Source organism: Lactobacillus taiwanensis DSM 21401, assembly GCF_001436695.1.
In the GTDB taxonomy this organism is placed as follows: Bacteria; Bacillota; Bacilli; order Lactobacillales; family Lactobacillaceae; genus Lactobacillus; species Lactobacillus taiwanensis.
This window is the reverse complement of sequence record NZ_AYZG01000051.1, coordinates 579,060-597,410: the sequence shown is the minus strand read 5'-3', so window position 1 is coordinate 597,410 and position 18,351 is coordinate 579,060. Positions and strand designations below refer to the sequence as shown.

The following is an 18,351-nucleotide window of genomic DNA, read 5'->3' as shown; positions in this document are numbered from 1 at the left end:
CTGTCGATAGAATATCATAGATATCCATCAACAGGATTTATTATAGAGCCAAAAAAGCCGTGGAACAACTCCACGGCTTTTTTGCGATTTTAACGATCACAAGTGATAGAAATGATTTTTCTACTTTTATCAACTGTTATATCATAAATTCGATCTTCATGAATTAGACGCTTAATAACAAATTCTACTTCATCTTGTCTAATAGAACGTTTATGATTTTCCATAACGATTTCAATTTTATCAGCTGTTTCGCTGTATACTACTGTGGTATTACCTAAAGAGTAAACTTTTACGAATTGACTATTAGTAGCTGCTAATTGTCTTTGGACTAAATCACGGTAGCTATTTGTAACATCAATTAAATGCATCATATTTATAACCTCGATATATAAATGTGTCTTTGAAACCCCAAATTAAGTATAACCTTTTTATAGAATTTATAAAAATAAAAATAAGAGTCACAAATTATGTGGCTCTTATTTGATCTTAAATAATTAATTTTCACTAATTGCTATTTCACCGTCAACTACATCAGCCTTTAGTTCTTTAGCTGCTGGATTATCTAGTTTATAGTCTGCTACTTTATCTTCAATTTCTTCTTGGATTGTACGACGAAGTGGACGAGCACCCATAGAAGGATCATAACCTTTTTCGACAAGAAGGTCTTTTGCTTCAGATGTAACATCAATATGTAGGCCTTGATCTTTTACCATATCATTGGTATTTGTAAGCATTAAATCAACAATCTTGATTAAGTCTTTCTTATCAAGTGCATTAAATTCAACTATATCATCAAGTCTATTTAAAAATTCAGGTTTAAAGTATTGACCTAAGCTATTCTTAAATTGTTCTTGATGGCTGTTTTCAGCTGCAAAACCTACGCTAGCTTCTTTGATTCCTTGACCAGCATTAGAGGTCATAATGATGATGGTATCTTTAAATGAAACTGTGCGACCTTGCGAATCAGTTAAGCGGCCATCATCGAGAATTTGCAAGAATAGGTGAAGTACATCAGGATGAGCTTTTTCAATTTCATCAAATAAAATTAAGCTATATGGATTATGACGTACTCTTTCTGTTAATTGACCAGCTTCCTCGTAGCCCACGTAACCAGGTGCAGAACCAATTAGTTTCGATACAGAATATTGTTCCATATATTCACTCATATCGAATCGAATCATCGCATCTTCTGTACCAAAGATTTGTTTGGCTAATTGTTTCGCTAATTCTGTTTTACCTACACCAGTCGGTCCTACAAATAAGAATGAACCGATTGGACGACCAGATTTGTTAAAACCAACCCGATTTCGTCTTATTGCACGAGCAATAGTTTCAACAGCTTTGTTTTGACCAATTACATTATCTTTAAGGTCAGTAGCTAAGTTCTTTAATTGTGTTTCTTCTTGTTTCTGTAAGTCGCCGACAGGAATATTAGTTTTTTCCTCCACGATCTTATTCATGATCTTTTCAGTAATTTTAGGTGTTTGATCAGGATCTACTTTCTGATCTTTTAATTTCTCATACTTTTCAATTTGATCACGATAGTAGGCAGCCTTTTCATAATCTTCGTTTTTTAAAGCATCTTGCTTTAAACTTTCAGCAGCATCCAGTCTTTCCTTGATCTTTTCACTATCAACATAAGGAATGGTGAGATTCATTCTTGAACCGGCCTCGTCTAAAAGATCGATGGCTTTATCAGGTAAGAAACGATCTTGAATGTAGCGGGAGGAAAGATCTACTGCAGCTTGTATAGATTCATCTGTATAGTGAACATGGTGGTAGTCTTCGTAACGCTTACGAATGCCTTGTAAAATCTTAATTGTTTCTTCAGTTGTAGGTTCTTTAACCTCCACTGGTTGGAATCTACGAGCAAGGGCAGAATCCTTTTCGATGTTTCGATATTCCTTAATAGTAGTAGCACCAATTAATTGGAAATCTCCACGAGCTAAGGCTGGTTTAATAATGTTACCAGCATCCATACCGCCTTCAGCGTTACCAGCACCAACTAATTCATGAATTTCGTCGATAAATAGGATAATATTATCATTTTGCTCTAATTCTTTAATCAGTTGTTGCATTCTTTGTTCAAATTGACCGCGAATTCCAGTACCTTGAACCATTGAGACCATATTTAAAGAAATGATCCTCTTGTCTTGAAGTTTAGCAGGGACTGAACCATCGACAATTTGTTGTGCTAATCCCTCGACAACAGCGGTTTTACCAACACCAGCTTCTCCAATAAGAACTGGATTATTTTTAGTCCGTCTGTTTAAAATTTCAATAACGCGAGCAATTTCTTTATCACGACCAATAACTGGATCAATTTTACCCTTTTTTGCTAAGTCGGTTAAATCCGTACCATACTGGTCGAGTAGAGATTTTTGACCACCGTTATTTCCACCTCGACGGCCACCACCCATTTGCATACGTGGATCACGGCCTTGAGGATTATTTTGTTCATTATTGTTATTATTTAAGGCGTTGAATAAATCACTAAAATCGCCAAAAAATGCATTGTTATTATTCATACTATTATTTTGTCCTTGTTGATTTTTCAATTCTTGATAACATTGTTGACATAATGAAATTTCACGATCTTGCCCATTTACATTTGTATAAAGATGAATGGAGGCAGGACGTTTATGACAGTTATCACATAGCATTAATATTTCCGCCTTTCTTATAATATTCAGGCCATATTCCTATTTTAGCACTCTTGATATATGAGTGCTAACTTGCTAATATCATAGTACGGATACTTACTAATTGCAAGTGCTAAGCTCAGATTTTTATAGGAAATTGATATAATTAGGATAAAGAAGAAATTTTTTTATAAAGATATAGAAACTTTAAGGAGAGAAGTATAAGGAATGAATTATGAAGAAATATTAGATAAAATCATAAGTGGTGAATTGAAAGAATATAGAGTTAGTCCCAAAGATGCTTTTCAATTCCAATTGGCTCTTAGAAGCTATGGTAAAAGACAGAGGATAACTGGGATTGCCCAAAGAGGTGGGGATATAATTTATACCTTATCTGACAATGAAAATTAAGTACTTTATAATGTAAACATTTACATTTGTGTTGTTTTCATTTAGAAAACATGATAACCTAATAAACGAGTGGGTATAAAACTCCCGATTATTTTTGATTTTAAAGGAGATAATTTAAAATGGAAAAACGCGAATTTCATATTATTGCTGAAACTGGTATTCATGCTCGTCCAGCTACTTTGTTGGTACAAGCTGCTTCTAAGTTTAACTCAGATATTAACTTGGAATACAACGGTAAATCAGTAAACTTGAAGTCAATCATGGGTGTTATGTCTTTAGGTGTTGGCCAAGGTGCAGATGTAACTATTACTGCTGATGGTGACGACGCTAAAGAAGCAATTGAAGCTATTGCTGACACTATGAAAAAGGAAGGTTTAGCTGAATAATGTCGAAAACTTTAAAGGGAATTGCAGCCAGTGATGGTATTGCAGTTGCACCAGCCTACCTTTTGGTAGAACCTGACCTTTCGTTTTCTAAAACCTCAGTTAGCGATGTTGATGCTGAAGTAGCTCGCTTTAAGAAAGTTGTTGAAGAATCAACTAAAGAACTTGAAAAAGTTCGTGATAAAGCTAAGGAAAGTTTAGGAGCAGAAGAAGCTCAAGTTTTTGACGCACACCTTCTCTTCTTAAGTGACCCAGAATTTACTGGTGCCATTGAACAAGAAATCAAAGATCAAAAAGTTAATGCTGAAGCAGCATTAGATGAAACTGCTCAAAAATTCATTACTATTTTTGAAGGTATGACTGACAATGCATATATGCAAGAACGTGCAGCCGACGTACGTGATGTTTCAAAGCGTCTTATGGCACATCTTCTTGGTAAAAAATTGCCAGATCCTGCAGCTATTGACCATGAAGTTGTAGTAGTAGCCTACGATTTAACACCAAGTGATACAGCTCAACTTAACAAGAAGTACGTTAAGGGATTTGTAACTGATGTTGGTGGTAGAACTGCTCACTCAGCAATCATGGCTCGTTCATTGGAAATTCCAGCTGTTGTTGGTACTGAAACGATTACTAAAGATGTTAAAGATGGCGATATGCTTATTGCCGATGGTTTAGACGGCGATGCTATCATTAATCCAACTAATGCTCAAATCGAAGAATACACTAAGAAAGGTGAAGCCTTCGCTAAGCAAAAGGAAGAATGGAAGAAGCTAAAGAATGAACCATCTGTAACTGCTAATGGTAAGAAGTTCATTATTGCTGCTAACATTGGTACTCCTAATGATATGAAGGGTGTAAAAGAAAACGGTGCTGAAGCCATTGGTTTGTACAGAACTGAATTCTTATACATGGATTCAAAAGACTTCCCATCCGAAGAAGCTCAATTTGATGCTTACAAGAAAGTTATCGAAGATATGGATGGTAAGCAAACTATCATTAGAACTTGTGATATCGGTGGTGACAAGCACTTAGATTACTGGGATCTTCCAGAAGAAATGAACCCATTCTTAGGTGTTCGTGCTATTCGTCTTTCAATGCAATACAAGGATATCTTTAGAACTCAATTAAGAGCTTTACTTCGTGCTTCTGCATATGGTCCATTAGGAATTATGTTCCCAATGATTGGTACCTTAGCAGAATTACGTGAAGCTAAGCAAATCTTAGCTGAAGAAAAAGATAAACTTGCCAAAGAAGGCGTTAAGATCGGTGAGGACTTACAAGTTGGTATGATGATCGAAGTTCCAGCTGCTGCTGTATTAGCTGATCAATTTGCTAAAGAAGTTGATTTCTTCTCAATTGGAACTAACGACTTAATCCAATATACTATGGCTGCTGATCGTGGTAATGATAACGTTTCTTATCTTTACCAACCATACAACCCATCTGTTTTACGTTTGATTAAGCACACTATTGATGGTGCTCATGAAAACGGTATTTGGTGTGGTATGTGTGGTGAAGCTGCCGGTGATGACATTATGTTCCCAATCCTTTTGTCAATGGGTCTTGATGAATATTCAATGAGTGCCACTTCAATCTTACGTATCAGAAGTTTGATGAAGAAGATCAATACTGATGATATTAAAGAATTAGCTAATAAAGCATGCTTCGTTTCAGAAACTGCTGATGAAAACAAGAAGTTAGTTGAAGAAACTATGAAGAAGCTTGGCATTATTGATTAGAAGAAAAAAGAGTACTGTAAAGGTACTCTTTTTTTGTTAAAACTTCACACAAACTTCATTATTTGCTGATAGAGTATAACTTGTAAGCTAATAAAAGAAATTTGATTACAACTTACAAGCTCAAAGTATTTGTGATATAATATTTTATGTAAGTGGAACAGTAGTTATTTTTCTACACGCAAAGGAGTGTGGAGTTAAGTGTTAAATTTATATACATCACCAAGTTGTACTTCATGTCGTAAAGCAAAGGCATGGTTAAAGGAACATGATATTTCCTTTAAAGAGAGAAACATTTTTGCCAATCCTTTGAATAAGGAAGAAATCATGCAAGTTCTACGTATGACTGAAAATGGTACAGAGGAAATTATTTCTACTCGTTCTCGTACTTTCCAAAACTTAAAGATCAATTTAGATGATCTATCAATTGATCAATTAATTGATCTTGTTGAAAAGAATCCTAGTTTATTAAGACGTCCAATCATTATGGATGACAGACGTTTGCAAGTTGGTTATAACGAAGACGAAATTAGAAGATTTCTTCCTCGGAAGGTACGTCGTTTAGAACTTGAAGAAATTCAAGCAATGACTGCTGATTTTTAATTAATTATTTAAAAACGTTAGCTTTTTTAAGCTAGCGTTTTTATTTGAACAACAAAATAGGTTACAATGTATTACAGACAAAGACTCCGAGGTGATAATAAGTGGAAGTACACAGAATAAGTGAAAATACCATTCGTGTAACGATGGATGCGGATGAACTTAAAGAGCGTGGGATAACGATGCTCGATTTGTTGGGAAACAAAAGTCAAATTCAAAAATTCTTCTATCAGATTTTAAGTGAAGTCGACACTGATCATACTTTTGCCAAAGGAGATCCGGTTACTTTTCAAGTTATGCCAAGCAGTTCTGGATTAGAGTTACTTATTTCTAAAGTTCCAGATAGTGACACGGACACTCGCGATGATTCAAGTGATCAATTACGAGATCTTTTAAAGGGATTAGGTACTGAATCAGATACTGATCAACGTAGAACGGAAATTAACGATCAAGATAAACTAGTAAGTGACAATCGTCGTGTTTTTAAACTGGAAAGTATTGATTTAGTTGCTGCATTAGCAGATGCACTAAAGGTTGATGGATTAGCATCTAGTTTATATACTTACCGACATGAATATTACTTAGATTTATCTTACTTAGATGACAACTATGTAGAATTAAAACCTGAAGATACCTGGGTAATTGCAAATGAATATGGCAATGGGATGACTGAAAAGCAATTCCAAAAGATAAAGAAAAATGCTAAGTGTTTAATTAGACAAGATGCATTAGGAAATTTAAGACAATATTTTGATTAAAAAATAAAAGGAGATGAAAAAATTGGCTGTTTGTCAAATCCTGTTGATGACCAGTTTTAGATTAAGGAATTAGGCAACTAAAGAATAGTTGCTTGATTCCTTTTCTTTTACAATATTTTCTTCTAGTTTAATTCTAATTAATAAGTGGCTAAAACTACTATAGCCATAGGCTGTTCGTTCATTTGTTTAATCTTACGATTAACTCCTTCAAGACAGCCATTAGAATAGCTGGAAGAAATGCTATTTAGAATGCCAGTATAATTGTGTTTAAAAATTAATAAGGTTTGATGAATTTGCTTACCGACAGCTTGTTTTGAGTGAAGCAAGTGAATGATCTGCTTTTCGTCTTTGCTTTGAATAGCAGCCATAAAGTCTTGCATAATCAATATGTGTTTTCAAGTTCTTTACTGCAGTCTAAGCCGTCTTCTTATTGAGCTTGTCATATTTCATGAGGTAAAGCTTCCAGGTGGATTTTAAGAGCTTATATTCACGACTTTGTTTCTTAAACTGTTTCATCGTTTGTACACGTAGACTATTGAAAGCCCCGATAAGCATCTGAACCATATGTTTGAGATTATGAGAATGGCGGTAAGGACAATGGAGCTGAATAAGCTCAGCTACATATATATTATGATATTTGCCATTAATACATTTTTTAAAATAATCGGAAAAAACAATAATGAATTGGTCGTAGAAGGATTTTAAGTTAGGAGAGGATATGGCCTCTTTCTTTATGCAATAAAAAATCCTGTCGATAGGATATCATAGATATCCATCAACAGGAAAAAGTATAGAGCCCAAAAAAATTTATCTCCTTTTTGCGTATATAATATTGGGCGATAAAATGTATGCTGCGATTTTAAATCAAAAATTAGTCTTGGCAGTCAATGAAGCAGAGCAAGTTAATCGAGGAATAAAGAAATTAAATCAGGATTGTTATCTATGTCCATCTTGTAGGCATCGAATGATTTTGATCTTATCTGAAGATAAGACACCATTTTTTAAGCACTTTTATCAGGTAAAAGGGACAGGAGAAAAAGAAGAACATTCGCAGGCAAAAATCCTTTTATGTACTGCTCTAAAGGCCAATGGAATTCAGGCGGAAGTAGAAGTTTCACTTTTAGATCAACAATTAAGAGCGGATGTACTGGTAGAAAATAAATTATCTTTTGAAGTTCAATGTGCTCCTTTAAGTGAAGAAGAGTTTAATCATCGACATCAATTATACAAACAAATAAATATTAAAGATATTTGGATTGTTGGAAAAAGACATTATTTGAAGAAGAAAATTAATCAATCGCAGGAAATTTTTCTTAGGTATAGTCCTAAATGGCAGTGGTATTATCTAGAAATTGATCCATTTAAATGTTTGATAAGGCTTAAATATAATATCTTAAAAGCAGCAATTAGTTCAGAAATTCAATATGATGTTAAAACTTTTCCGTTAGATGAAGAAGGTGTAGCAGAATTATTTTTATTTACTCCAGTTAAAAAGATTTTTAAGGTGTCCGATATTAAAGATCAAAAGAAATATTTGCAAAAACAACTGGTTCAAAAAAGTAAGATTGGATTGAAAATTGGAAGCCTATTATATCAATTGCATTATTCAATAGATGATATACCTAAAGAATTATTTTTGCAGCTGCGAAAGCCGAAAGATGCAAGTCCAATATTAACTTTTCTACAAAAAAAGCTAGATGACTAAAAAGTCAACTAGCCGAAAATTACAATAGGCGTAAACTATTATCACTACTAGTCTGTTTATCCCCAGCGATAGCAGCTTCAATTTCTTCGCGATTTGCGCAACCTTCAATCATCATCCCTGAATCACCACGGTCATCATCATAGTTAAAGATGATCGTAGTTGGTGTAGTGATAACATTTAAGTCGTCAGCAAGTTTTAAATCCTTATCCATTGAGAGCTTAATGTAGTTTGACTCTCTATTTTTATTGAAGTTTTTAATTGAAACATCTAGAGAAGTTAAAATCTCATTAACAAGCTCTCGAGAATAAGTCTTACCCATATCATTAATTGCATGTTGTAATTTAATAATATATTGTCTGGCTTTTTTATTACCAACGATTAATTTTAGAGTGTGATAATCTTTAGTTGCATTATAAGCACTTTGACTAAAAGTGTTGAAAACTCCGACATTACTTGAAGCAAGATGCCGAGCCTTGATATCGTTTCGAATCGTATTCATGTTAGTTATGGGTATAAAGTGGTAAGAAATGTTTTGTTTATAACCACTGACTGCAGCACTTATTTCCCGTTCATTTTGATAACAGTTAATCCCAATTGGATTAACAAAGAAAAATATTTCAAACAATTTGTTTTCCTCCGTCCAGGTTCATGAATACTTTATCAGAAAATGGACAAAATGAGAAAAATTTTGTTTTATTTTTTGTGTTCCCAAGCACGTTGCACCTTGCTTTGGTTAGTATTTTCTTTGTTAACTTTGAAATTAAATTGTTTTTCTAATTCAGCAAGTACTTTTTTGATAGTAGCTGGATCATCATTTTCAATTTCTAATTCGAAGTCATAATATCCATCTGGAAATTCTGTTAAGTCTAAAGTTAATTCACAGTTTTCTGGACCAGTTGCTAATATTCTGCGAGTTTGGCTCCATGAAATTAACTTTAAAGAGTGAATTGCTTCGTTAGAATAGTGTTTTTGTAAATAATCACCAACATCACCGCCGAACAAGAAGAAAGTACCTTCATATGCACTTTGAGTCATTTGTTCGGCTTGAGCAACGGAAAGTAGATCGTTTATTTCAATGCGTTCGCTATACTTATTTTCTTTAGGATTGTTTTCTTTAACCTTAATTGTTTGTTCAGCGTGGTCAACAAGAATTCTAATTCTTAAACTTGCGTCACTATTTTTTAGATCAAAATCAGGTGTATCAAAATAATAATTCTTTTGGATAAAGTCTGACTTAGCAGTAAAAGCATCACGCATTTTTTTGTAAGTTTCTTCATCTAGTAGTGTTTTTGATTCAATTTCTAAATTTTTACTCATAATTTTATCCTTTCAGTAGTTAATGTTATCCCTCTCTATGGTAGAATAATTTTGTTTGAAACGGAAAGGATTTATACATGAAAGATTGGGATTTATTTTTATGGCCTTATCAACAGGCTGTTTCTGAATTAAAAGTTAAATTTCGATCACTTAGACAAAGTTTTTTAAACAAGGGTGAGCATTCGCCGATTGAATTCGTGGTCGGACGCGTTAAAACAGTCGATTCAATTAAAGAGAAGATGACAAGGCGAGTTATTGCCCCTGATGTCATTGAAAATGATATGCAAGATATTGCTGGAATTCGGATTATGTGTCAATTTGTAGATGATATCTATCGAGTGGTTGACCTAATTCATCAGCGGCAAGATATGCAAGTAATTGAAGAAAGAGACTATATTCAAAACGCAAAACCGTCTGGATATCGTTCTTACCATATGGTAATTTCATATTCTGTTTTCTTACCAGATGGACCAAAGAAGATAATTGCTGAAATTCAAATTCGTACTTTAGCAATGAATTTCTGGGCAACGGTAGAACATACGTTAAATTATAAATATCAGGGGAAATACCCGGAGGATATTTCTAAGCGACTTAAAACTACAGCTGAAGCTGCTTATAAGTTAGATGAAGAAATGTCATCAATTAAAGATGAAGTGCAGGAAGCACAAAGAATTTTTACTAAATCTAAAGGAAAAGAACAATAATGAAAGTCGCACTCGTTTATAATGAAAAAGTTGAAACCTTGGCAGTAGTTAAGGCATTAGAAAAATTACTTGATTCTAGAAAGATAGAAATTGATCCTGAAAATCCTGATGTCGTAATCACAATTGGAGGAGATGGAACTTTAATTTCTGGTTTTCATAAGTATCAAAATTTAGTTGATCAAATAAGATTTATTGGTGTACATACGGGACACCTAGGCTTCTATACTGATTGGCGTAATTTTGAAATTAACAAAATGGTGGATAATCTGACTAAGAAACAGCCATCTTCTGCTTCTTATCCTTTATTAGAATTAATCATTACTACCGGTTCGGGTGAGAAGAAAAAATTGCTTGCCTTAAATGAAGCAACTATTAAACGAGTTTCGAAGACTTTAAAAGCAGATGTTTATATTAGAGATCAATTCTTTGAAAGCTTTAAGGGGGATGGCTTATGCGTTTCAACTCCTACCGGTTCTACTGCCTATAGTAAATCTCTAGGGGGTGCAGTTATTCATCCACGTTTAAAGGCCTTGCAAATGACTGAAATAGCATCTATTAATAATCGCGTATTTAGAACTTTATCGTCTCCAATTGTGATTGCCCCTGATGAATGGATAACTATTAAGCCAGAAAGTGATGATCACTACGTAGTAACTTACGATGGATATGAATTTAATCATAAGCATATTAAGAAGATTGAATATCGTATTTCTCAACATGTGATTCGCTTTGATAAATATCAACATACCCATTTTTGGAATAGAGTAGAGGATGCCTTTATTGGCCAACCTAAAAATAAATAATGCAGTACTTTAAATTAAAATTTGAAAATAAAACACCTCAGAAATTGGGGCGTTTTTTATTAAGAAATGGTTTCTCTAAAAGAGCTTTAACTAACAGTCAACATCATGGTGGAATGATTTTAGTAAATCATCATCGTCGCTTCACTAGCTATCTTTTACATCCTGAGGATGAAGTGATTTTTATTTTAGGTGAGGAGAAGAAAAATCAATGGCTAAAACCATCTATTAATCAACTTAATATTGTTTTTGAACAGCATGATTATTTGGTCGTTAATAAAGAAGCTGGCGTTTTGTCGATTCCATCACGTTATGAAGATAATGATGCCGTAGTCAACAGATTACTATATTATTTTCAGAAAAATGGACAGAAAGAACTTAAACCACATGTTATTACAAGACTTGATCGTGATACGTCAGGATTAGTTTTAGTTGGGAAAAATTCAGTTGCTCATGCTCGATTTAGCAAAATGGGGAAGGATTGCTTTATTAAGAAATATCATGCGATTGTGCATGGCAATTTTAGTAAAGAACAAGAAACAGGTATTATCAATGCGCCAATTGGTAAATTAGATGCCGGTGTTAAACGCGGAGTAGTAGCTAATGGTCAACGCTCGATTACAAAATATCGTGTTTTAGATCAAGTTAATGGTGCAAGCTTAGTTGAATTACAATTACTAACTGGTCGAACCCATCAAATCAGAGTTCACATGCAATATCTTGGACATCCCTTGTATGGTGATCTTCTGTATGGGATTAAAGATAATTTTGAGCGACAAGCTTTGAATTGCTTTTATCTTAAGTTTGATGATCCTTTTTCGAAATGTAAGCAGGAGATTACTATTTCAGAACCAGCTGATATGAAATGTTTGTGGCAAAGCCTAATAAGTAATAAATTATAAATATAATAGTTAAATACATTGACTATTGTAACCGCTTTACATAGAATCGAATATAAGAAATGTTAATACTATCCGAATGTAGAAAAGAGGATCACTTGTATGTATTATTCAAAGGGAAATTATGAAGCTTTTGCAGACACAAAAAAAACAGCAGATGTGGATAAAAAATCTGCTTACATTATTGGTAGTGGATTAGCTGGTCTTTCGACAGCATTCTTCTTAGTTAGAGATGCCAAAATGGCTGGTGACAAGATTCATATTTTGGAAGAATTAGATGTCGCTGGAGGTTCTTTAGACGGAACTAAGCGTCCTAATGCTGGCTTTGTAGTTCGTGGTGGTCGTGAAATGGAGGACCACTTTGAATGTATGTGGGACATGTATCGTTCTGTTCCTTCATTGAGAATTCCTGGTGCATCTTATTTAGATGAATATTATTGGCTTGATAAGGAAGATCCTAACTCGTCAAATTGTCGTTTAATTCATAAACGTGGTAATGAACTACCAACTGATGGTTTATATCAACTAGGCTCACATGCTAGTGAAATAGTTAAACTAGTTTTGACACCAGAATCTGAGATTCAAGGAAAGACTATTGAAGAATGGTTCTCTCCAGAATTCTTTAAGTCTAATTTCTGGACTTATTGGTCAACAATGTTTGCCTTTGAAAAATGGCATTCACTTGCGGAAATGAGAAGATACTGCATGCGGTTTATTCATCATATTGATGGATTACCAGATTTTACGGCCTTGAAATTTAATAAATATGATCAATATGATTCTATGGTTAAGCCATTACTTAAATACTTGAAGGATCATGGAGTTAAATTTGAATATGGAGTTCAAGTTGAAAACGTTTTAGTTGATCATGAAGGAAACGAAAAAGTTGCTAAAAAGATTGTCATGAAAAAGAATGGCAAGCAAGAAGATATCGACTTAACTGAAAATGATCTTGTTTTTGTAACTAACGGGTCAATTACTGAAAGTTCAACTTATGGTAACCAAACTACGCCAGCACCAATCACTCATGCTAAAGGTGGTTCATGGAGATTATGGGAGAACTTGGCTAAGCAAGATCCTGCTTTTGGACATCCAGATGTCTTTAGTGAAAACTTACCAGAAAAATCATGGTTTGTTTCTGCAACTACAACCTTGAAGAATAAGAAAGTAGCTCCTTATTTTGAAAGATTAACTAAACGTAGTTTATATGATGGAAAAGTAAATACTGGTGGTATTATTACAGTTACTGATTCTAACTGGGGCTTAAGTTTTACTATACATCGTCAACCGCACTTCCCAACGCAAAAGCCAAATGAAATCGTAGTTTGGATTTATGCTTTATATTCAGATACTGAAGGAAATTATATTAAGAAGAAGGTAGTTGACTGTACCGGACAAGAAATTGCTGAAGAAATGCTTTATCACTTAGGTGTACCAGAAAGTGAAATCAAAGAACTTTCTTCAGAAGAAAACATGAATACTGTTCCTGTATATATGCCTTATATAACTAGTTACTTCATGCCTCGTCATGATGGTGACCGTCCAGCCGTTGTACCAGAAGGTTCAAAGAATTTAGCCTTTATTGGTAACTTTGCTGAAAGTCCTACTAGAGATACTGTCTTTACTACTGAATATTCAGTTAGAACTGCGATGGAGTCCGTTTATACCTTGCTTAATGTTGATCGAGGCGTGCCAGAAGTATGGGATTCTGTCTATGATATTCGTGAATTGCTTCGGGCTATGTACTACATGGCTGACAAGAAGAAGTTAGCAGATCAAGAAATACCTCTTCCTGAAAAGCTTGCTGTAAAGGTAGGAATGAAGAAGATCAAGGGAACATGGATTGAAGAATTGCTTGAAGAAGCAAATTTGATTTAAGATTGTAACAATTTATTTAAATGAGAATTCGAAAAAAGGTTACGGCGTTTTGAAGTCGTAACCTTTTTCTTATGCTGTAAATAATTATTGGGTATCTAATTTTTTGAACATTTCAATATCGGTAATTTTATCTAAATTAACTTAAATTTTATTTTGACTCGGGATCTGACTAATTGATTATCATGATAGAAATTATTATAGTGAGCAGGTTTTGAAAGAAGTAAATGTGCTTCATCAATAATAACAATATCTGCTTTTTCTTGTTTTTTATCTAATTGATTGATGAAACTAGTTGGTCTTTGAAAATTCTTTTTTAGTAATTCTGGCAGCGGACCAGCAATTTGTTTATAAACCTTAAGAATTTCAGGATGATTTACTAGAAAATAATTATTAGTTTGATAAAAATTACTATTTTTATAATGTCGTAACTTTTATATTTGATCAAAGAGGGAAGAAAGTACAACACTTTTTCCAGTTCCTGCATCACAATAAATGGTAAAAATCGCGGGGAAGTTATTTTGAAGATGTTGATTAGTAAAATCAATAATTTGAGTAATTAAATTTTGTTGTTCAGCAGTTAATTCTTTTAATGGGGAAAGTTTATCAGTAGCATTATTTTGCATGTGGATACTTGCTTTTTAAGAAAGATAAAATAAAAGCCATGAAAAACATGGCTAAATACTATTTTGAAAATTTATGATAGCTGTAGAAAATTAATCTTCTTCAAATAATACACGTGTAGCTTCTGGTACAGGAATATATTTTTGAAGAGGGGTTAAGCTACCTGTTTCGGAATTGCGCCGGTATAAGGTAGCATTATTAGTATTTTGATTAGCTACTACAAGATATTTTTCGCTCTTATCCCAATTGAAGTCGCGTGGGAAGGAACCAAAGACAGAAATTCTTTGAGCTAGTTCAAGTTTTCCATCATTTAAAACTTTGAAGACAGCAATTGAATCATGTCCACGATTAGAAACGTAGATAAATTTCCCATCTTTAGAAATTCTAATTGCTGCAGCACCATTATGATCGGTAAAGTCTTCAGGAATAGTTTTATATGTTGCAATGTCCTCAAAGTCCCAAGTTTGTTCGTTTAAATGAGCGACATTAACTTGACTAGATAATTCGCCAACAATGTACATAGTTTTACCATCAGGTGAAAATGTAATATGACGAGTACCAAAGCCCTTTTCCATTTGGTAGCGAGCTAGATGTTTTAATTTATCTCCCTCTAGTCTATAAAAATCAACGGCATCAATTCCAAGATCGCATGAAACTAAATTACCGGCTGGAGTTTCATCAAAGAAATGAGGATGAGCTGCATCCTGCTCTGGTCTTGGTCCATGTCCTTCATGTTTTTCATTTGTGACGAAGGTTAATTTTCCATTTTCATCGTAAGAAAAAACGTTGATGGTTGCTAAATGATAGTTTGCAGTGAAGACTAAGTGCTTTTGTGGATCAACGCTAATATAACAAGGAGCTGCGCCCTCATGAAGGTAAGTATCCAATTGTTCTGCTTTTTCGTCTTTAATTCGATAAGTAGCAATTCCACTTTGGTTACCATTTTGAATGATAGTAAATAGTAAATCGCCAACTAGTTGAAAATAAGTTGGACGATCAAGTTCAACAATATTTTTAACATTGTCTAATTTAATATCATTTCCATTATTTTCTGCATCTGCAGTATAAATGCCTTTTGAATCATGGCTAGTATAGCCACCAAACCAAACTTTCATATTATCCTCCTAATTAAAAATATGTCATTTTCATTTTCTACCTTTTAACTGAAATAGGCAATTGTAATTAAGTATTATCGCCTAAACGTAGCTGTATGGTAAAATTTAAAGGAGAGGTTGATAAAAATGAAATGGAATTCTACAATTACTGCTATTGGATCAGAGGCATTAGATCCAAAAGATAATATCGTAATTTTATTTGATAATAAAGTAACAGATAAACTAAGAGATGTTGCTGTATTGCAAAAATTTGATCAAGCAACACCTGTTGAAAAGTTTGTTTTTAAAAAAGACGATTCAATTACGATTGATGGGACAACATATTTATCTTTGTATGTTGGTCCAATGGTACAGATGAATATGCAGGCTATTGGACATGCAACACTAGTCTTTACTGATGAAGTACCAAAGAAGCCAATGACAAATGCGATCTATCTAGAAAAAGATCCTAAGGAAAAAATGCCTGAATTTAAAGTGGGAGACTGGATCACCTACGAACATAGATAAATAGATAAGAGGAAAGCTATGGAGGTAAAGAAACATCATCATACAAGTAATATCTTTGTGAAATGGTTTTTAAATAATCGTTTTAGCATAGCATTACTTAATATCTTGTTGTTCTTTTTAATTATTCTGGTATTTAACCAAATTTCATTTGTGTTAAATCCTTTCTGGACATTTTTTAATGCAATTTTGCCACCAGTATTAGTGGCATCCATTCAGTATTATTTAATGAATCCAGTAGTTGATTGGATGGAAAAGAAATTAAAAGTGCCCCGTATTATTACAATTATTTTGTTATTTGTAATTGTTTTAGGTGGACTAATTTGGATTATTAATACGCTAATTCCAATTATTCAACATCAGACTGATTCTTTAATTAAAAATTGGCCAACTTATTGGCAGGATGCTCAAAAAGGTTTTGAAAAGATGATCCGCGATCCGCGCTTAAATGGAGTACGTGGGGGAATTAATCATGCTATTTCTGATGCACAAACCAAAATGTTTAAAACTGGTCAAGATAGCTTTAATTTAGCTTTGAGCAATTTATCCTCTGCTGTTAATGTAATTACAATGATTTTTATGACTCTGTTAACAGCACCGTTTGTTTTATTCTTTATGTTAAAAGATGGCCATCGCTTGAATCCGTATGTGACTAAGTTCGCTCCTCAAAGACTACAACCGAGTTTTTCAAGCTTACTTAGTGATATTAATGGAGCAGTTGCTGCTTACATTAGGGGACAAATTACTGTTGCCTTTTGGGTTGTAGTGATGTTTGCGATAGGTTATTCGATTATTGGGTTAAATTATGGAATTACTTTAGCTGTTTTAGCAGGTATATTAAATATGATTCCATATTTTGGGACCTTTATTGCATTTGTTCCAGCAATTATTCTGGGGTTAATTAATTCGCCAATGATGCTGGTTAAAATTTTAATAGTTTTCGCAATTGAGCAAACCCTTGAAGGTCGTGTTATTTCTCCATTAGTAATGGGGAATAAGATGAACATGAATCCTGTTACAACAATTTTATTATTGATTGGAGCGAGTGCCGTTGCAGGACTATGGGGCGTAATTTTTGCAATTCCTGTTTATGCAGTAGTTAAAATTATTGTAACTAGACTATTTAATTACTATCGTAAAATTTCTAACCTTTATGAAGAAATATCAGTATCAGATAATGATAATGATTTGAAACCTAAAGAATCAAATTAAAAATAAGCGTGGTACTTGCCTTTCTACAGGTGCTACGTTTTTTTACAAAAGGAGTTTTTTGATGACTAATCATGTTGTACTATATGAACCACTAATGCCAGCAAATACTGGAAATATTGCTCGTACTTGTGCTGGTACCAATACAGTTTTGGATTTAATTGAACCATTAGGTTTTCAAATTGATAACAAGAAAATGAAACGTGCCGGTCTAGATTATTGGGACAAAGTCGATATTAAAATGCATGATGATTTAGAAACGTTTTTGAAAACTCTAGGTCCAAATGATGAGATGTACTTAATTTCAAAGTTTTCTTCTAAGAATTATGCTCAAGTAGACTATACTGATCCTGATAAAGATTATTATTTTGTTTTTGGAAAAGAAACAACTGGTTTACCAGAAACTTTCATGAGAGAGTATTATGATCGTAATCTACGAATTCCGATGTCTGATAATATTCGTTGCTATAATTTATCAAATTCAGTTGCCATGGTTTTATTAGAAGCTTTAAGACAGCAAGGTTTTCCAAATATGGAAAAGAGCCATCATTATGAAAATGATAAGTTGAAAGATAATTATAACCGTCCAGAACGTTATGAAAGAAATTTAGGAGATAAGTAAAAATGGATTTTAAAAATATGACCCCAATTGTTGTAAGAGCATTTCATTACGATTTGAATGACGAGCAGCAAGTAAAGAATGAAGTTAATGTTTCTTTGAGACAAGTTTACCAAGATTTGGATGATGGAACTCAAGATGAAGGAAAGAATGGTAAGTATTTTGAAATTGCTGTTCCATTCGAAGTTGCGCCAGCTCCGGGAGACTTTACCGTTAGTGGCGTTGTTACGAGAGTTGTTCAATTTATTGATTACTTTGGTGATGGATCCGATTTAGAGCCATCAGATTATCAATTACTTTCTAGACCACTAGTAGAACAAATTGAAACTCTAACTTATGAAATTACCCAATTAACTTTAGATCATCCTGTAAATCTTAGCTTCAAATCAAACTTTAATGAACTAAACAAAAATGATGAAAAAGATAAAGATGATAATTAAACAGATT

The 18,351-nt window shown here is 33.5% G+C and carries 19 protein-coding genes and 2 pseudogenes; 14 read left to right on the top strand and 7 right to left on the bottom strand.

What is annotated here, in order from left to right:
- Positions 1 to 89: 89 nt before the first annotated feature.
- A complete protein-coding gene (locus FD18_RS09200) occupies positions 90 to 368 on the bottom strand; it encodes a DUF1827 family protein (RefSeq protein ID WP_057719620.1) in 279 nt (92 codons plus the stop codon).
- Positions 369 to 494: 126 nt separating this feature from the next.
- Complete coding sequence (locus tag FD18_RS09195) at positions 495 to 2,663, bottom strand: ATP-dependent Clp protease ATP-binding subunit (RefSeq protein WP_057719606.1); 2,169 nt, start codon at positions 2,661 to 2,663, stop codon at positions 495 to 497.
- Between the two features lie 207 nt (positions 2,664 to 2,870).
- Here FD18_RS09195 and FD18_RS09190 point away from each other — a divergent pair, with 207 nt between their 5' ends.
- The 5 genes from FD18_RS09190 to FD18_RS09170 all read left to right on the top strand — a co-directional run bounded on the left by FD18_RS09190 (position 2,871) and on the right by FD18_RS09170 (position 6,533).
- Positions 2,871 to 3,053: a hypothetical protein gene (locus FD18_RS09190; RefSeq protein WP_057719605.1), complete on the top strand. Its 183-nt coding sequence runs from the start codon at positions 2,871 to 2,873 to the stop codon at positions 3,051 to 3,053.
- A 119-nt stretch (positions 3,054 to 3,172) separates the two neighbouring features.
- Positions 3,173 to 3,439, top strand: a complete 267-nt coding sequence (locus tag FD18_RS09185) for a phosphocarrier protein HPr (RefSeq protein ID WP_004893814.1) — start codon at positions 3,173 to 3,175, stop codon at positions 3,437 to 3,439.
- Positions 3,439 to 5,178 carry a phosphoenolpyruvate--protein phosphotransferase gene (gene ptsP / locus FD18_RS09180; RefSeq protein WP_057719604.1) on the top strand — a complete coding sequence of 580 codons (1,740 nt, stop codon included), beginning with the start codon at positions 3,439 to 3,441 and terminating at the stop codon, positions 5,176 to 5,178. Before FD18_RS09185 ends, ptsP begins: the two co-directional genes overlap by 1 nt.
- A 198-nt stretch (positions 5,179 to 5,376) precedes the next feature.
- Positions 5,377 to 5,778, top strand: a complete 402-nt coding sequence (spxA, locus tag FD18_RS09175) for a transcriptional regulator SpxA (RefSeq protein ID WP_023599818.1) — start codon at positions 5,377 to 5,379, stop codon at positions 5,776 to 5,778.
- A 101-nt stretch (positions 5,779 to 5,879) separates the two neighbouring features.
- On the top strand, positions 5,880 to 6,533 hold the full coding sequence (locus FD18_RS09170) for an adaptor protein MecA (protein ID WP_057719603.1): 654 nt from the start codon (positions 5,880 to 5,882) through the stop codon (positions 6,531 to 6,533).
- Positions 6,534 to 6,602: 69 nt separating this feature from the next.
- Here FD18_RS09170 and FD18_RS09540 read toward each other — a convergent pair.
- Positions 6,603 to 7,100 (bottom strand): annotated as a pseudogene (locus tag FD18_RS09540) (transposase); the annotation flags it as partial.
- A gap of 277 nt (positions 7,101 to 7,377) precedes the next feature.
- Between FD18_RS09540 and FD18_RS09160 the strand changes: the two are divergent.
- A complete protein-coding gene (locus tag FD18_RS09160) occupies positions 7,378 to 8,238 on the top strand; it encodes a competence protein CoiA (RefSeq protein ID WP_057719602.1) in 861 nt (286 codons plus the stop codon).
- 19 nt (positions 8,239 to 8,257) lie between these two features.
- On the opposite strand, the gene FD18_RS09155 is transcribed toward FD18_RS09160, so the two are convergent.
- Positions 8,258 to 8,863 carry a DsbA family protein gene (locus FD18_RS09155; RefSeq protein WP_057719601.1) on the bottom strand — a complete coding sequence of 202 codons (606 nt, stop codon included), beginning with the start codon at positions 8,861 to 8,863 and terminating at the stop codon, positions 8,258 to 8,260.
- A 68-nt stretch (positions 8,864 to 8,931) separates the two neighbouring features.
- Positions 8,932 to 9,555 carry a CYTH domain-containing protein gene (locus FD18_RS09150; RefSeq protein ID WP_057719600.1) on the bottom strand — a complete coding sequence of 208 codons (624 nt, stop codon included), beginning with the start codon at positions 9,553 to 9,555 and terminating at the stop codon, positions 8,932 to 8,934.
- 77 nt (positions 9,556 to 9,632) lie between these two features.
- On the opposite strand from FD18_RS09150, the gene yjbM reads away from it, so the two are divergent.
- From yjbM to FD18_RS09130, 4 genes are all read left to right on the top strand, one after another.
- Positions 9,633 to 10,259: a GTP diphosphokinase gene (gene yjbM, locus FD18_RS09145; protein WP_057719599.1), complete on the top strand. Its 627-nt coding sequence runs from the start codon at positions 9,633 to 9,635 to the stop codon at positions 10,257 to 10,259.
- Positions 10,259 to 11,062, top strand: coding sequence for an NAD kinase (locus FD18_RS09140; protein ID WP_057719598.1), 804 nt, complete (start codon positions 10,259 to 10,261; stop codon positions 11,060 to 11,062). Before yjbM ends, FD18_RS09140 begins: the two co-directional genes overlap by 1 nt.
- Positions 11,062 to 11,961, top strand: a complete 900-nt coding sequence (locus tag FD18_RS09135) for an RluA family pseudouridine synthase (RefSeq protein WP_057719597.1) — start codon at positions 11,062 to 11,064, stop codon at positions 11,959 to 11,961. The genes FD18_RS09140 and FD18_RS09135 overlap by 1 nt, the downstream gene beginning before the upstream one ends.
- A 99-nt stretch (positions 11,962 to 12,060) precedes the next feature.
- Positions 12,061 to 13,836: an oleate hydratase gene (locus tag FD18_RS09130; protein WP_057719596.1), complete on the top strand. Its 1,776-nt coding sequence runs from the start codon at positions 12,061 to 12,063 to the stop codon at positions 13,834 to 13,836.
- Between the two features lie 149 nt (positions 13,837 to 13,985).
- On the opposite strand, the pseudogene FD18_RS09125 reads toward FD18_RS09130, so the two are convergent.
- A pseudogene (locus tag FD18_RS09125) lies at positions 13,986 to 14,459 on the bottom strand (DNA/RNA helicase domain-containing protein); the annotation flags it as partial.
- Between the two features lie 90 nt (positions 14,460 to 14,549).
- A complete protein-coding gene (locus FD18_RS09120) occupies positions 14,550 to 15,572 on the bottom strand; it encodes a lactonase family protein (protein ID WP_057719595.1) in 1,023 nt (340 codons plus the stop codon).
- Between the two features lie 126 nt (positions 15,573 to 15,698).
- Here FD18_RS09120 and FD18_RS09115 point away from each other — a divergent pair, with 126 nt between their 5' ends.
- The 4 genes from FD18_RS09115 (at position 15,699) to FD18_RS09100 (ending at position 18,344) form a co-directional block, all read left to right on the top strand.
- The gene (locus FD18_RS09115; RefSeq protein WP_057719594.1) at positions 15,699 to 16,079 is read left to right on the top strand and encodes a PTS glucitol/sorbitol transporter subunit IIA; all 381 of its coding nucleotides are present in this window, start codon (positions 15,699 to 15,701) and stop codon (positions 16,077 to 16,079) included.
- Positions 16,080 to 16,097: 18 nt separating this feature from the next.
- A complete protein-coding gene (locus tag FD18_RS09110) occupies positions 16,098 to 17,288 on the top strand; it encodes an AI-2E family transporter (protein WP_057719593.1) in 1,191 nt (396 codons plus the stop codon).
- Positions 17,289 to 17,349: 61 nt separating this feature from the next.
- Positions 17,350 to 17,907, top strand: coding sequence for a tRNA (cytidine(34)-2'-O)-methyltransferase (locus FD18_RS09105; protein ID WP_057719592.1), 558 nt, complete (start codon positions 17,350 to 17,352; stop codon positions 17,905 to 17,907).
- 2 nt (positions 17,908 to 17,909) lie between these two features.
- Positions 17,910 to 18,344, top strand: coding sequence for a DUF1149 family protein (locus FD18_RS09100; protein ID WP_057719591.1), 435 nt, complete (start codon positions 17,910 to 17,912; stop codon positions 18,342 to 18,344).
- Positions 18,345 to 18,351 lie beyond the last annotated feature (7 nt).